This is a genomic window from Bradyrhizobium sp. Pha-3 (assembly GCF_042258325.1).
In the GTDB taxonomy this organism is placed as follows: Bacteria; Pseudomonadota; Alphaproteobacteria; order Rhizobiales; family Xanthobacteraceae; genus Bradyrhizobium; species Bradyrhizobium elkanii.
Map to the genome: position 1 here is coordinate 5,674,269 of NZ_CP170151.1, position 14,542 is coordinate 5,688,810.

The window sequence follows — 14,542 nt, forward strand, 5'->3', positions numbered from 1 at the left end:
CGTCAGCGCCGGACCGGTTCGGGGACACGCATGGACTATTTCAAACGCTTCAACTTCCTGTTCGCTGCGCCGGTGTTCGAGGCCGACGACCTCGAGGGCATCCGCTTCAACCAGATCATCGCCGAGATCGAGCGCTCCGGCTTCGAGGTGGTTCGCGCCCGCAAGCTGGAGGATGCCGAGATCGCGGTGCAGACCGATGCCGCGATCGGCTGCATGGTGGTCGATTGGGGCAAGAAGGGCCTTGAAGGCAAGACCGCGGCGCTGATCAACCTGATGCGCCGGCGCGGCCTCGACTTCCCGATCATCCTGCTGATCCGGCGCAAGCGGTTCGAGGACCTGCCGGTCGAGGTGCTCGATTTCATCGACGGCTACGTGTTCCTGTCCGAGGAAACCCCGCCCTTCATCGCCAAGAACCTGATCTCCAGGCTGAAGCAATATGCCGAGAACCTGAAGACGCCGTTCTTCGGCGCGCTGGTCGACTACGCCGAGGAAGGCAACCAGCTCTGGACCTGCCCCGGCCATAATGGCGGCGTGTTCTACAGCCGCAGCCCGATCGGGCGGGTGTTCGTCGAACATCTCGGCGAAGCGGTGTTCCGCGACGATCTCGACAATTCCGTGCTCGACCTCGGCGACCTCCTCACCCATGAGGGGCCGGCGCTGCGGGCGCAGAAGGAGGCGGCCCGGATCTTCGGCGCCGAGAAGACCTATTTCGTGCTCAACGGCACCTCGACCTCCAACAAGGTCGCGCTCGGCTCGCTGGTCACCGACGGCGACCTCGTGCTGTTCGACCGCAACAACCACAAGGCCGCGCATCACGGCGCACTGCTGATCGGCGGCGGCATCCCGGTCTATGTGCCGACGGTGCGCAACGCCTGGGGGCTGATCGGCCCGATGCGCTGGGACCTGCTCGACGAGGGCACGCTGCGCGACCACATCCGCAAGCACCCGCTGGTCAGGGACGAGAACGCCTGGAAGAAGGAGCGTCCGTTCCGCGTCGCCGTGGTCGAGCAGTGCACCTATGACGGCACCATCCACTCGGCCGAGATGATCCTGAAACGGATCGGCCATCTCTGCGACTACATCCTGTTCGACGAGGCCTGGGCCGGCTTCATGAAATTCCACCCGATCTACGCCGGCCGCTTCGCCATGGGACTGTCCGATCTCGGCCCCGAGGCCCCCGGCATCATTGCGACCCAATCGACCCACAAGCAGCTCGCGAGCTTCTCGCAGGCCTCGCAGATCCATATCCGCGACCGCCACATCAAGGGCCAGAAGCGCCGGGTCGAGCACCGCCGCTTCAACGAAAGCTTCATGCAGCACGCCTCGACCTCGCCGTTCTATCCGATCTTCGCCTCGCTCGATGTCGGCGCGCAGATGATGAAGGGCCGTTCCGGCGAAGTCTTGTGGGACGACACGATCCGGCTCGGCATCGAGCTGCGCAAGAAGATCCGCGCCGTGAAGCGCGAGTTCGAGGAGAAGGAGACGCGCCCCGAGCGGCGCTGGTTCTTCGAGCCGTTCGTGCCGGACCGTGTGAAGATCCCCGACGTCGCGCGCGAGAACGGCGTGCACAATGTCGCCTGGGAGACCATCTCGACCGATCAGCTCGCGACCAATCCGTCTTACTGGCAGCTCAGTCCCGGCGAAACCTGGCACGGCTTCCCCGAACTGACCGCGGGCTTCGCCATGACCGACCCGAACAAGCTCACATTGCTGACGCCGGGCTTCGATCATGCCACCGGCGCCTACGCCGATCACGGCATCCCGGCGCCGGTGGTGGCGCAATATCTCCGCGAGAACCAGATCGTCGCCGAGAAGAACGACCTCAACTCCCTGCTGTTCCTGCTGACGCCCGGCGTCGAGGCAAGCAAGGCCGGCACGCTGGTGTCGGGGCTCGTCGCCTTCAAGAAGCTGCACGACGACAACGCGCTGATCGAGGACGTCATCCCCGAATTCTTTCGCCGCCGCCCGCAGCGCTATAGCGGGGTGCGGCTGCGCGACCTCTGCGGCGACATGCACCGCTTCTTCCGCGACGGCGGCGTCAGCACGCTGCAGGCCAGGCAATTCCTGCCCGAGCACCTGCCCGAGATCGCGATGTCGCCGCGCCACGCCGCACAATATCTCATCCGCAACGATGTCGACTATCTGCCGATCGACCAGATCTTCGGCCGCGTCGCCGCGACGCCGTTCGTGGTCTACCCGCCCGGCATCGCCACCATCGTGCCCGGCGAGCGGCTGTCGGAACGCAGCAAGCCGATGATCGATTATCTGAAGATGTTCGAGGCGAGCTTCAATGCGTTCCCGGGCTTCGAGGTCGAAGTCCAAGGCATCTACAAGGAGATCGACGACTCCGGCCGCGTCCGCTTCTACACCTATGTCGTGTCCGAATAGGCGAACGGGCGCAACACAATGGAGAATGATCACAAGATCACCGTCCGTCCTTCCCGCGACAGCGACGTCGACGCCATGCTGTCGATCTACCGCCACCACATCCGCCGCGGCGTCGAGGAAAGCGTCGACGACAGCGGCACGCCGGAGCCCGACGATCTGCGCGACCGCCGCAAGAATCTGCGCAACACCCGCCTGCCCCACCTCGTCGCGATCTGTGACGGCGAGGTGGTCGGCTATGCCTATGTTGTACTGTTCCGCAAGCGTCCGGCCTACCGTTACACGGTGAAGCATTCGATCTACGTGCATCACTGCTTCACCGGCCAGCGCGTCGGCGGCCGGCTGCTGCAGGAGTTGATCGACACCTGCGCCGCCGCCGGCTTCCGCCAGATGATCGGCTACATCGACAGCGACAACGCCGCCTCGCTCGCGCTGCACGACCGCTTCGGCTTCGCCCGAGTCGGGCATTTGCCCGGTGTCGCCTATCGCTACGGCCGCTGGTCCGACACCGTGATGGTGCAGCGCTCGCTCGCCGCCGGCGCCACCGCCCCGCCGCCACCCGCGCCGCTGTCGCGACGGTGATGGGGGCGACACTTTCCATTCGTCGTCCCGGCGAAGGCCGGGACCCATAACCACAGAATGGGGTTGGTGAGGAAAGCTGTGGCCCCAGCGTTGCGCAACAATCACCGTCGGTGGTAATGGATCCCGGCCTGCGCCGGGACGATAGCGAATGTGTTGCGCAGCCGGTGAGTCATACACCCGCGTTCTCGCGGCCTCTGCAGCGCGAGTTCTGCCTTTCGTTTCGCCGCTCTCATGACAGAGGGCGAAGGGAAAGCCGGGTGCCGATCGCACCCATGGCTTCGCGAATCCTACAGGCTGCAAGGCGCAAGCGACCTGAACGCGCTACTCCAGCGTAAAGCCGACCCGCAGCGCCACCTGGTAGTGCCGGATCTTGCCGTCTTCGATATGGCCCCGCGTCTGCACCACCTCGAACCACTTCATTTCCCGGATCGTCTTTGACGCGCGGCTGACGGCGTTCTCGATCGCCGCCTCGATGCTCTTGTCCGATGATCCGACCAGTTCCAGGATTTTGTAGACGTGATCCTTGTCGTGCGTGGCGGGCATGTCGACCTCCTCTTTGGATGCGCGATCCGGACCGCTTGCGCTGCGGTCCGGACAGTCCATCGTCCGATGCGGGCCGGCCGTCGTCAAACCGACGAATGCTGCGCGGCAACACGCCGGACGAATTGAATCAACGTGTCGCGGCGCCTTTGGTGTCAGCATGCATTTCGTGCCAGCTGCGCACCCACCCTTGTCCGGGCCTTGACCTATGGTAGCATGGTTTCATCAAGTATTCGGGAGCGATACGATGTCCACTGCGTCCAGCTCACCCGCCACACCTCCTCACAGCCTCGGATCCGGGCTTTCCAACCTCCGCGCCAAGTGGGGCTGGATCGTCGCCCTCGGCGTGATCTACCTGATCGCCGGCGTGCTCGCCTTCGGCAGCGTCTTCTTCGCCACCGTCGTCAGCGTGCTGTTCGTCGGCGCCATGATGATCGTCGCCGGCGTCGCCGAGATCATCAACGCGTTCCAGTTCAAGACCTGGGGCAAATTCCTGTTCTGGCTGCTGCTCGGCGCGCTCTATGTCGTGGCGGGCTTCATCACCTTCGAGAACCCGCTGCTCGCCGCGGCGACGCTAACGCTGTTCCTCGGCGTTGCGCTCGTGGTCTCCGGCATCGTCCGCATCTTCCTCGCCTTCGGCATGAACTCGGAAGCGCCGTGGGGAATGGTTGCGGTCTCCGGCCTGATCACGCTGGTGCTCGGCGCCATGATCCTGGCGCGCTGGCCGGTGTCGAGCCTCTACGTGCTCGGCATCTTCCTCAGCGTCGATCTGATCTGCGCCGGCGTGAGCTGGATCAGCATGGGCATGGCGCTGAAGCGCAGGGCGTGAGGCGCGATCGTCGCTTCAGGCAGGATCGCATGGCGGGTTAGCCAACGGGTCCGCCCGCTGGGCGGCCCGATGGCAGGCTCCGCGTAACCCGCCGCATGTTTTGCGCGCGGAGAGACGGCGGGTTGCGCTGGCGCTAACCCGCCCTACCCTCAATCCGCCTGCAAGCGCTCAGGGCTGCGCGAGGTGCCAGGCGCCGTTGAGGAAGCCGTCGCCGGTGATGTCGCCGGCCTTCTGGTCCTTGGCGAAGGTATAGAGCGGCTTACCCTTGTAGGCCCACTGCTTGGAGCCGTCGTCGCGCGAGATGATGGTGTAGCCGCCTTCGGCCTTGTCGCCGGCGTCCGCCTTCAAGACCGGCCAGTTCGTCGCGCACGGGCCGTTGCAGGCCGACTTGCCTTCTGAATCCTTGTCGAAGGTGTAGAGCGTCATCCCCTTGGCGTCGGTGAGGACGGAACCCTTCGCGGTGGTTCCGGTCTTGGTCGGCGGCGCGGCAAAGGCGGTCGAGGCGAGCGCAAGCGACATGGCGGTGGCGAGCGCGAGCGAGATCGATGTCTTCATGGTGTCTCCTGTTCGAATGCAAATGGCTTGCATGCGTAAGGACGCCGGAGGGCGCGCGCTATTCCGCTGATCGCGCGCGAAGAATTTTCGGGACGGCGATCAATGCGAGGGGAATAAAGCCGCAGGCGCGTGCCGATACCATCGCGTAGCCCGCATGAGCGGAGCGACATGCGGGAGCCGCCCCGGATATCGCTTCGCTCATCCGGGCTACAACACCGAATGTGCTACCGTTTGATTTCCTCGACCGCGCGCACCAGCGGCCGATCGGAGAGCTGGATCGGGCCGGAGAACGGCGTGCTCATTTCGAGAATCAGATAGATCGCGGCCGAGATCAGCGCCGCGGCGGCGATGGTGGTCGAGATCACCACCGCGTTGCGCGGCGCGCGAAAGCCCAGGGTTGCGAACATCAGCGTCAGCCACCCGACCAGGATGCAGATCAGCGGCGACGGAAACGAGCCGTCGGACTGCTCGACAAAGGTCCAGCGCTGCTGCACCGCCTGCCGATAGACCGAGCGGGCGTCGTTCCACAGCGCGACCTTCTGCTCGTCGTCGAACCGCAGTTCGCGGAGGCTGGTGCCGACCTCGTCGAGCAGGCGCTCGGACACCTCGTTCGCTCGTGAGATCGGAACATCCTTGAGCACCTGCTCGACATAGGCGAGCAGCCGCTTGCGCGGCTCGTCGGCGCTCGGACCGAGCGGCCGCAGGCCGCGATCGAGCAGGATGAGGTCGGTGGCGAAGACATGCAAATTGCGGTCGACCGCCACATAGGTGTTGGCGGCACTGTTCATCATCAGTCCCAGCAGCAGCGACGGCATGGTGACGAACAGCGTCGCGACCAGGCGTACCGAGGTGTTGGTCTCGTCGCTGCGGTGATGATCGGCGAGCCGGGCATGGATCGCCATGGTCGCAAGCGCGGCGCCGCCGAGCAGGATGAAGATCAGGACGGCGACGATGAATGCAACCACGGCTTGCGAAAACCTGCGAGAGAATCAGGTCCGCAGGATAGCAAGGGACGCCCAATGGTGCATGTCCGGTTGACTAGCCGTCCCCACGCGCTATCCAGTCCGGACAGGTTTCGGGAACGTCCGGCGAGAGCGCGAGGGGCGCTCCAGAGGAGATACCACGTGCATATCGTCGACGACAGCGAGGTCAACCGCGTCCTGAGCTTTCCGGTTTTGATCGAGGCGATCGAAGCGGCGCACCGGAGGCCGAAGATCGCGGTGCACGACGGCTATCTCGGCGACGACAAGGGCCAGCAGCTGGTGACGCGCAGCGCGGTCGATGCCGGCCGCTTCATGATGACCAAGCTCTACACCAGCTTTCCGGGCAACCTTGCCCACGGCAAGCTGCCGGCGGTGCAGGCGGTCTGCGTCCTGTTCGACGGCAATGACGGGCGTCCCCTCGCGGTGATGGACGCCGCCGAAATCACCCATTGGAAGACCGCCGCGGATTCCGCGCTCGGCGCAAAACACCTGGCGCGGCCGGATGCCGAGACGCTGCTTGTGGTCGGCGCCGGCGAGATGGCGCGCTGGCTGGTGCGCGGCCACCGCACCGTGCGGCCGCAGCTGAAGCGGGTGCGGGTCTGGAACCGGACGGTCGAGCGCGCCCAGGAACTCGCCGCGCTGCTGGAAGGCGATGGCATCGCCGCTGAAGCCGTCACCGATCTCGACGCCGCGACACGCGAGGCCGACATCATCACCACCTGCACCCGCTCGCGCGAGCCGCTGGTCAAGGGCGCCAATTTAAGGCCCGGCACCCATCTCGATCTGGTCGGCGGTTTCACCCCGGAGACCCGCGAGTCCGACGACGAGGCGGCGCGCCGTTCGCGCATCTTCGTCGACCGCCGCGAATCCGCCTTCGACGGCGTCGGCGACATTTTGCAGCCGATCGCCAGCGGCGCGATCAAGGAGACCGATGTGCTCGGCGATCACTACGACCTCGCGAGCGGCAAGGTCGCCGGCCGGCTGTCGGATAGCGACATCACCTTCTTCAAGAACGCCGGCGGCGGGCATCTGGATCTGATGACCTGCGAGACGGTGCTTGCGCAGCTGGGGAAGGAGCTGCGGTAAGCGGAACTGTTCTGTTGCCCGCATGAGCCAACGGGTCGCACGAATGCGCACCCGATGACAGCCTCCGCGACATGCGGGACTATGCTCCCGGATATCGCGTCGCTCATCCGGGCTACATCATTGCTCTACGTCTCCCGCAGCCAGACTTCACCGATCGAATGATCGGAGCGCTTGCGCAGCACGACATCGGCCCGCGTCCGCGTCGGCAAGATGTTCTCCCTGAGATTGGCGCGATGATGCTCACGCCACAGCCGCTCCGCGACCTCGCGCGCATCGTCGGGCGGCAGGTCCCTGTAGTGGTGGAAATAGGAGGCGGGATTCCGGAACGCCGTCGGCTGCAATCTGAGGAAGCGTTCGACATACCAGGATTGGATGTCGGCCTCGTCGGCATCGAGATAGATCGAGAAGTCGAAGAAATCCGACACCACCACCGGCGCCGTGCCGCGCGCCAGCAGCACGTTGAGGCCCTCGAACACCAGGATATCCGGCTGCTGGATGACCTGGCGTTCCGACGGCACGATATCGCCGATCAAATGGGAGTAGACCGGCAGCTCGAGCTCGCGTTCGCCCGCCTTCGCCGCCGCCAGAAATCGCAACATGCGCGGCAGATCGTAGCTCTCGGGAAAACCCTTGCGCCGCATCAGCCCGCGCTCTTCGAGAACGCCGTTGGCGTGCAGGAAGCCGTCGGTCGTCAGCAGCTCGACCCGCGGATGATCGGCCCAGCGGGCCAGCAGCGCGCACAGCACGCGGGCAAAGGTGCTCTTGCCGACGCCGACGCTGCCGGCCAATGCGACGATGTAGGGCGAACGACGTGCCGGCCGGCCGAGAAACTCCGCCTTGACGTGCACGAGGTTGCGCGCCGCCGCGAAATGCAGGTTCAAGAGCCGCGTCAGCGGCAGGTAAACGTCCGACACCTCGGCAGAATTGATCGGCTCGTTCAATCCGCGCAACGTCGTGAGATCGGCGTCCGAGAGCGTCAGTGACGTGCTGGCGCGCAAGGCCGCCCAATCGCTGCGGCCGAAGATCATGTAGGCGGACAGCTCGTCGGGGTGGGTCATCCTCATCCGTTCACGGTGAGCCTGATGCGGCGAGTAGCCCGCATGAGCCAACGGGTCGCACGAACGTGCGCCCGATGACGGGCTCCGCGACATGCGGGAAGCTCTCTCCCCGGATATCGCTTCGCTCATCCGGGCTACACGGCAACCGCTGGAGAACCGTAGGGGCGGCTTGCGAACCGCAACCCGCCCCTCGCTCCCTACTCCGCGGCCTGCTGCGTCGGTGCGTCGAGCACCTCCGACACTTTCGGCGGCGACATCGGCAGGCTGTAGAAGCGTTTGCCGAGCGCGTTGTGAACGGCGTTGGCGACCGCGGCCATCACGGGCACCAGCGGCACCTCACCGACGCCCTTGACGCCCTGCGGATGCTTCGGGTTCGGCACCTCGACCAGCGCGCAATCGAGCATCGGCAGATCGGAGCAAACCGGCATCCGATAATCGAGGAAGCCTGGATTATCGACCTTGCCGTCCTTGTTGTAGATGTACTCCTCGTTCAGTGCCCAGCCGATGCCCTGCGCGACGCCGCCTTGCAGCTGGCCCTCGACATAGCTCGGATGCACGGCGCGGCCGACATCCTGCACCGCGGTGTAGCGGATCACGCGGACGATGCCGAGATCGACATCGACCTCGACGTCGCAGATATGGGTGCCGAAGCCGCCCTCCGCGCCCTGGGTGTTGAGCTGCACGCTGGCGCCGATCGGGCCACCCTGCGACGGCGCCTTCTCGGCGAGGTCGGCGAGCGTCAACGGTTCGAACTGGCCGGCATTCGGGCTCACCGGATGCGCGGCGCCGTTCTCCCACTTCACGGCTTCCGGGTCGATCTCCCAGATCTTCGCCGCGCGCTCGCGCAAGGTCGCGATCACCTTGTCGGCGGCCTGCGTCACCACCATCGAGGAGGCGAACAGCACGCGGCTGCCGCCGGTGAGGTTGGAGAAGCCGACCGTCTGGGTGTCGCCGATGATGACGGAGACGCGCTTGTAGTCGATGCCGAGCAGCTCGGCGCAGATATTGGCGATGCCGGCGCGCGAGCCGCCGATATCGGGATGTCCGGTCGTGACGACGACGTTGCCGTCCTCGGTGATGTTGACCTGCGCGGAGGATTCACCGCCGGCATTGAACCAGAAGCCGGAAGCGACGCCCCTGCCCTGCAGCTTGCCGAGCGGCGCGGCATAGTGCGGATGGTTCTTGGCGGCTTCCAGCGTCTCGATATAGCCGATGCGCGGGAACACCGGGCCATGGGCGGCCTTGGTGCCTTCTTTCGCCGCGTTCTTCAGCCGCAGCGCCAGCGGATCCATCTTGAGCGCCTCGGCGAGCTCATCGAGCACGCATTCCACCGCATAGGCGCCGATCGGCGCGCCCGGCGCGCGATAGGCCGCGACCTTGGAGCGGTTGGAGCAGACGTCGAACCCCTCCGACAGCACATGCGGAATGTCGTAGGGCGCGAAGCTGCACCCGACCGCGCCGCGGATCGGCGAGCCCGGGAAGGCGCCGGCCTGCAGATAGAAGCTGCCATGGGCGGCGACGATGGTGCCGTCCTTCTTCGCGCCGATCTTCACCGTGCTCTTCGAGCCCGAGGTCGGCCCGGTGGCGCGCATCACCTCCTCGCGCGTCATCACCATCTTGACCGGGCGGCCGGATTTTTTGGCGAGCAGGGTCGCGAGCGGCTCGAGATAGACGATGGTCTTGCCGCCAAAACCGCCGCCGATCTCGGCGGGGATGGCGCGGATATCGCTCTGCGGGATACCGGTCAGCATCGAGGTCATCGCGCGCACCATGAACTGGCCCTGGCTCGACGACCAGATCGTGGTCTTGCCGTCGGCCGCGACCGAGATCAGGCAGGCGTGCGGCTCGATATAGCCCTGGTGCACCGGGCGCGTGGTGAAGGAGCGCTCGATGACGACTTCGGCATCCTTGAAGCCCTGCGCAATGTCGCCCTTCTTGGATTCGATGCGGCCCATGATGTTCGAGGGCTTGCCGTCGAATCTGTTGAACTCGTGCAGGATCGGCGCATCAGGCCTCAGCGCGTCGTCGATCTCGATCGCCCAGGGCAGCACCTCGTAGTCGACCTCGATCAGCTTGCAGGCCTCAGCCGCGATCGCCTCCGTGGTCGCGGCGACGGCGGCGACGGGATGGCCGGGGAACAGCGCCTTGTCGCGCGCCATCACGTTGCGGCACATCCAGCGCATGTCCTGGATGCCGAGCATCACGGCGCCCTTCTCGATCGTGAAGTCGACGATGTCGCGCGAGGTGACCACCGCCTTGACGCCGGGCAGCGCCTCGGCCTTGGCGGTGTTGATCGACTTGATGCGGGCGTGTGGATGCGGGCTGCGCAGCACCTTGCCCCAGATCATGCCGGGCATGGTGGTGTCGGCGGCAAACGCCGCGCGGCCGGTCACCTTGTCGACGCCATCGGGCCGGATGGTGCGCTGGCCGATCCATTTGTTGTTGACGACGTTCATGGGCGCATCTCCCGCATTTCAGCCGCAGTCTCCATCACCGCGCGGACGATCTTGTCGTAACCGGTGCACCGGCAGAGATTGCCGGCGAGCCAGAAGCGGACTTCCTCTTCGGTCGGATTGGAATTCTTGGCGAGCAGCGCCTCGGAGGCGACCAGCATGCCCGAGGTGCAGATGCCGCACTGAAGCGCGGCGTGCTCGAGGAACTTCTGCTGCAATGGATGCAGCTTCTCGCCCCTGGCCATGCCCTCGATGGTCCTGATCTCGTGGCCCTCGGCTTCGGCCGCGAGCATCAGGCAGGAGCAGACCAGGCGGCCGTCGAGCGTGATCGAGCAGGCGCCGCAATCGCCGGACGCGCAGCCTTCCTTGGAGCCGGTGAGCCCCAATTGCCCGCGCAGCGCGTCGAGCATGGTCTCGTACGGCTCGCACAGGAATTCGACCGGCTCGCCGTTGACTGAGGTGGTGACGTGCAGTTTCGCCATGGTGCTAGTGTCCTCCCGCGCGCTGGGCGGCGATCGCGGCCGTGCGCTTGAGCAGCACGCCGGCGGTTTTGGTCCGGTAAGCGATAGTGCCGCGCTTGTCGTCGATCGGACGGCAGGCGGCGCGGCACGCGGCAGCGGCGGCTTCGAGCGCGGCATCGTCGAGCTTCGAGCCGATCAGCGCCTTCGCCGCCGGCGCGACCAGCAGCGCGGTCGGCGCCACCGCGCCGAGGCCGACACGGGCCGCGGTGCAGAGGCCGTCCTTCAAGGTCAGGCTGACGCCGATGCCGACCACCGCGATGTCCATCTCGGTGCGCGGGATCATCCGCAGATACGCATCGCCGGAGCCTTTCGGCCGCGGCGGCAATGTGAAGCTGACCAGGATCTCGCCCGGCTTGAGGTTGGTGCGGCCAGGTCCGGCCGGCACATCCTCAATCTTCATGTCGCGCCGGCCGTTCGGACCCTGCACGGTGACGACGGCACCCGCCGCGATCATCGCCGGCACGCTGTCGCCGGCCGGTGAGCCGTTGCAGAGATTGCCACCGGCGGAGGCGCGACCCTGCACCTGCTTGGAGCCGATCAGGTTCACGGCCTCGAGCACGCCGGGCCAAACCTTGCCGAAGCGCGCGTGCTCGGCGAGCTCCATGCCGGAGACGGCGGCACCCACGCGGAAACCGCCATCGGCGGTTTCGCTGATTTCGGTCATCTCGCCGATCTTCTTGATGTCGACGATCAGTCCCGGCCGCACCAGGCCGGAGCGCATTTGCACCAATAAGTCGGTGCCCCCTGCCATAATGCGGGCGGCACTCCCGGCGGCAGCAAATGCGCCAATCGCTTCGTCAAGCGTGCGCGGTGCTACGTATCGGATATCGGTCATGACGGTTCTTTCGGTCTCCCTCGACTGCTTGTTCCCTTAGGATTTGCGGGATGTGGCCTTATTGATTGCTGGCCGGCAGACCGTGAGCCTACACGGCGGATCGGGGTCCGAACAGCCTGCGAGGTGCGGCAGGAAGCGCAGGCTCCTATGCAGGATGCGGACTTGTGCAGTGCCGGCGGCGGCGCGCGGCCTGTGCTTTGGGCGCGCTTGCGACCCGCCGCGACGAGGCCGCCAACCAGATCGGTCAGGCCTGACCGCGCTTGCCGGAGCCGATCCCAAGCATCGAGAACATCCCGATGATGAGAAGCGCCGCCGGAATGCACCACCACAACACATAGCCGAACATGTATTCGAAGATCGTGCGCCGGTAAGGGGGAAGCGGATTGGGCAGCGTGCCCGCACGCTGCATCTGCTCGATCTTCTCCTGCGAGAGCTCGTGGTAAACGTTGAGCGGGCGGCCGTTGAGGTCTTTGCCGGAGCCCTTGACCATGAGGGCATAGTAACCCGTCATCTTGTAGGGCAGGATGAAGGAGTGCGTGAGGCTCACATAGCCAAGCGCGAGGGCTTCGCCCTTGGGACCCTTCTCGGTCAGGTCCTGCAGCTGCTGGTAGCTGTATCGCGTGCCGAACTCCGCGGCGCGCACGTCCTGGCCGGACACCGCCATGCCGACGAACACGAGAAGAACGAGCAGACCGCGGCGCATGGCGTCTTGCCTCTCAAAGGGACGCGGCGGTTCGACCGCCGCACACTCGTCAAACAAGCTACCGGAAAGATGTCCAACCCCGGCTAACCCAGGCAATACAAGTGTCAGCAGCCGGTTAAGTCCTCCTCAACCTCGTCAGGACGTGCCGAGCGGCGAAGCCCGGAACCAACGCCTGCTCGGCGACGTGCTCAAGCAGTGAGCGGACACGGCTGCGCAACCTCGCAACGGGACCAGCGCGATGGCGCGGCTCTTGCTTGCTTTCAACAACGGATTGGTGAAGCATGCCGCCGCAATGACAGATCGGGAGACGGCGAATGGTCGAAGTTTCGCGCAGAACGCTCCTCAAGCTTGCGGCCGGCGTGCCGCCGGCCATCGCGGCGCCGGCCATCCTGTCATCGCGCGCCTTTGCCGCGGGCAAGGGCAAGACCATCACCGCCGTGATGCATTCGGACCTGCGCATCATCGATCCCGGTTTCACCACCGCCTACATCACCCGCGACCATGGCTACATGGTCTACGACACGCTGCTCGGCATCGATTCGAGCTTCAAGGTCCGCCCGCAAATGGCGGACTGGACGATCTCGGACGACAAGCTCACCTACACCTTCACGCTTCGCGACGGCCTGAAATGGCATGACGGCGCGCCCGTCACCGCGGAGGATTGCATCGCCTCGCTGAAGCGCTGGACCGCCGTTGACGGCATGGCGCAGAAGCTGGCCGAATTCACCGCTTCCCTCGAGGCGAGCGGGCCGAAGACGATCGTGCTCAAGCTCAAGGAGCCGTACGGCCTCGTGCTGGAGTCGCTGGCAAAGCCCTCCTCCTACGTCGCCTTCATGATGCCGAAGCGGCTCGCCGAGACGCCGCCGGGCAAGCAGATCGGCGAGCAGATCGGTTGCGGGCCGTTCAAATTCGTGACCGCGGAATTCCAGCCGGGCGTGAAGGCCGTCTATGAGCGCAACGCCGACTACGTGCCGCGCAAGGACAAGCCGGATTGGCTGTCGGGCGGGAAAGTCGCGAAGGTCGATCGCGTCGAATGGGTCACGATGCCCGACGCGCAGACCGCGATCAACGCGCTGCAATCCGGCGAGATCGACTTCCTGGAACAGCCGTCGGTCGACCTGCTGCCGGTGCTCGAGGCGAACCCCGATCTCACCGTGGCCGTATTGAACAAGTTCGGCTTCCAGATCGAGGGCCGGATGAATTTCCTGCACCCGCCATTCGACAACGCCAGGATCCGCCGCGCGGCCTTCCTGGCGATGAACCAGAAGGACGTGCTCGACGCCACCGTCGGCAACGCGAAATATTACGAGATCTGCGGCTCCTATTTCGCCTGCGACACGCCGCTCGCCAGCGACGCCGGCGCGGAGACGCTGATCAAGGGCAACGGCATGGCCGAAGCCAAGAAGGCGCTGGCCGCCTCGGGCTATGACGGCACGCCCGTCGTGATCATGATCCCCGGCGACGTGCAGACGCTGAAAGGGCCGCCGACCGTCGCGGCGCAGCTGTTGCGCGCGGCCGGCTTCAATGTCGACGCGCAGGTGACGGACTGGCAGACCGTGGTGAGCCGCCGCGCCAGCCAGAAGCCGCCCAAGGAAGGCGGCTGGAACCTGTTCTTCACCTTCACCGGCGCGACCGAGGTGATGAATCCGATCGTCAACAACCAGATCGCCGCGAACGGCAAGCGCGCGTGGTTCGGCTGGCCCGAGGACGCCAAGCTCGAGCAGATGCGCGACGCCTATGCGCGCGCCACTTCGCCCGAGGAGCAGAAGAGGGTCGCGGTCGAGATTCAAAAGCAAGCCTACGAGCAGGTGATCTATATCCCGCTCGGCCAGTTCCGCTTGCCGAGCGCCTGGCGCAAATCGCTCACCGGCGTGCTGGAAGGCCCGGCGCCGCCGGTGTTCTGGAACGTCGACAAGACCGAATAGGACCTGCGGCGCCAGCGACGCGCGCCGCCGGTCAACGTTGGGCCAGCTGAGGCACGTCCGAAGGTTCATCGCTTCAGCCGCCGAGGC

General features: G+C 65.7%; 13 protein-coding genes. 5 read left to right on the forward strand and 8 right to left on the reverse strand.

Annotated features, from left to right (window positions below; genetic code table 11):
* Positions 1-30 precede the first annotated feature (30 nt).
* Together ACE10X_RS26880 and ACE10X_RS26885 are read left to right on the forward strand one after the other, a co-directional pair.
* The gene (locus ACE10X_RS26880; RefSeq protein ID WP_375763065.1) at positions 31-2,388 is read left to right on the forward strand and encodes an Orn/Lys/Arg decarboxylase N-terminal domain-containing protein; all 2,358 of its coding nucleotides are present in this window, start codon (positions 31-33) and stop codon (positions 2,386-2,388) included.
* An 18-nt stretch (positions 2,389-2,406) separates the two neighbouring features.
* Complete coding sequence (locus ACE10X_RS26885) at positions 2,407-2,967, forward strand: GNAT family N-acetyltransferase (protein WP_375763066.1); 561 nt, start codon at positions 2,407-2,409, stop codon at positions 2,965-2,967.
* A 321-nt stretch (positions 2,968-3,288) separates the two neighbouring features.
* Here ACE10X_RS26885 and ACE10X_RS26890 read toward each other — a convergent pair whose 3' ends face one another.
* Positions 3,289-3,510 carry a dodecin gene (locus tag ACE10X_RS26890; protein ID WP_026192947.1) on the reverse strand — a complete coding sequence of 74 codons (222 nt, stop codon included), beginning with the start codon at positions 3,508-3,510 and terminating at the stop codon, positions 3,289-3,291.
* 244 nt (positions 3,511-3,754) lie between these two features.
* On the opposite strand from ACE10X_RS26890, the gene ACE10X_RS26895 reads away from it, so the two are divergent.
* Positions 3,755-4,336, forward strand: a complete 582-nt coding sequence (locus tag ACE10X_RS26895) for an HdeD family acid-resistance protein (protein WP_038383264.1) — start codon at positions 3,755-3,757, stop codon at positions 4,334-4,336.
* A gap of 168 nt (positions 4,337-4,504) precedes the next feature.
* Here ACE10X_RS26895 and ACE10X_RS26900 read toward each other — a convergent pair whose 3' ends face one another.
* On the reverse strand, positions 4,505-4,891 hold the full coding sequence (locus ACE10X_RS26900; protein WP_038383265.1) for a hypothetical protein: 387 nt from the start codon (positions 4,889-4,891) through the stop codon (positions 4,505-4,507).
* Positions 4,892-5,115: 224 nt separating this feature from the next.
* Complete coding sequence (locus ACE10X_RS26905; RefSeq protein WP_375763067.1) at positions 5,116-5,856, reverse strand: hypothetical protein; 741 nt, start codon at positions 5,854-5,856, stop codon at positions 5,116-5,118.
* 159 nt (positions 5,857-6,015) lie between these two features.
* Between ACE10X_RS26905 and ACE10X_RS26910 the strand changes: the two genes are divergently transcribed.
* A complete protein-coding gene (locus tag ACE10X_RS26910) occupies positions 6,016-6,960 on the forward strand; it encodes an ornithine cyclodeaminase family protein (protein WP_038383267.1) in 945 nt (314 codons plus the stop codon).
* A 125-nt stretch (positions 6,961-7,085) separates the two neighbouring features.
* On the opposite strand, the gene coaA is transcribed toward ACE10X_RS26910, so the two are convergent.
* From coaA to ACE10X_RS26935, 5 genes are all read right to left on the reverse strand, one after another.
* Positions 7,086-8,018, reverse strand: coding sequence for a type I pantothenate kinase (gene coaA / locus ACE10X_RS26915; RefSeq protein ID WP_080583253.1), 933 nt, complete (start codon positions 8,016-8,018; stop codon positions 7,086-7,088).
* A 197-nt stretch (positions 8,019-8,215) separates the two neighbouring features.
* Positions 8,216-10,474 (reverse strand): xanthine dehydrogenase family protein molybdopterin-binding subunit, encoded by a 2,259-nt coding sequence (locus tag ACE10X_RS26920; RefSeq protein ID WP_304557787.1) that lies wholly within the window; start codon positions 10,472-10,474, stop codon positions 8,216-8,218.
* Positions 10,471-10,953, reverse strand: a complete 483-nt coding sequence (locus ACE10X_RS26925) for a (2Fe-2S)-binding protein (protein WP_018272305.1) — start codon at positions 10,951-10,953, stop codon at positions 10,471-10,473. The genes ACE10X_RS26920 and ACE10X_RS26925 overlap by 4 nt, the downstream gene beginning before the upstream one ends.
* A gap of 4 nt (positions 10,954-10,957) precedes the next feature.
* The gene (locus tag ACE10X_RS26930; protein ID WP_038383281.1) at positions 10,958-11,818 is read right to left on the reverse strand and encodes a xanthine dehydrogenase family protein subunit M; all 861 of its coding nucleotides are present in this window, start codon (positions 11,816-11,818) and stop codon (positions 10,958-10,960) included.
* Between the two features lie 253 nt (positions 11,819-12,071).
* Positions 12,072-12,530 carry a hypothetical protein gene (locus ACE10X_RS26935; RefSeq protein ID WP_038383270.1) on the reverse strand — a complete coding sequence of 153 codons (459 nt, stop codon included), beginning with the start codon at positions 12,528-12,530 and terminating at the stop codon, positions 12,072-12,074.
* 314 nt (positions 12,531-12,844) lie between these two features.
* Here ACE10X_RS26935 and ACE10X_RS26940 point away from each other — a divergent pair, with 314 nt between their 5' ends.
* Positions 12,845-14,455 (forward strand): ABC transporter substrate-binding protein, encoded by a 1,611-nt coding sequence (locus ACE10X_RS26940; protein WP_038383271.1) that lies wholly within the window; start codon positions 12,845-12,847, stop codon positions 14,453-14,455.
* Positions 14,456-14,542 lie beyond the last annotated feature (87 nt).

Coding starts and splice junctions, on each gene's coding strand:
- ACE10X_RS26935 (WP_038383270.1), bottom strand. CDS start 12,530: ATGCGCCGCGGTCTGCTCGTTCTTCTCGTGTTCGTCGGCATGGCGGTG.
- ACE10X_RS26890 (WP_026192947.1), bottom strand. CDS start 3,510: ATGCCCGCCACGCACGACAAGGATCACGTCTACAAAATCCTGGAACTG.
- ACE10X_RS26880 (WP_375763065.1), top strand. CDS start 31: ATGGACTATTTCAAACGCTTCAACTTCCTGTTCGCTGCGCCGGTGTTC.
- ACE10X_RS26940 (WP_038383271.1), top strand. CDS start 12,845: ATGGTCGAAGTTTCGCGCAGAACGCTCCTCAAGCTTGCGGCCGGCGTG.
- ACE10X_RS26895 (WP_038383264.1), top strand. CDS start 3,755: ATGTCCACTGCGTCCAGCTCACCCGCCACACCTCCTCACAGCCTCGGA.
- coaA (WP_080583253.1), bottom strand. CDS start 8,018: ATGACCCACCCCGACGAGCTGTCCGCCTACATGATCTTCGGCCGCAGC.
- ACE10X_RS26925 (WP_018272305.1), bottom strand. CDS start 10,953: ATGGCGAAACTGCACGTCACCACCTCAGTCAACGGCGAGCCGGTCGAA.
- ACE10X_RS26920 (WP_304557787.1), bottom strand. CDS start 10,474: ATGAACGTCGTCAACAACAAATGGATCGGCCAGCGCACCATCCGGCCC.
- ACE10X_RS26885 (WP_375763066.1), top strand. CDS start 2,407: ATGGAGAATGATCACAAGATCACCGTCCGTCCTTCCCGCGACAGCGAC.
- ACE10X_RS26900 (WP_038383265.1), bottom strand. CDS start 4,891: ATGAAGACATCGATCTCGCTCGCGCTCGCCACCGCCATGTCGCTTGCG.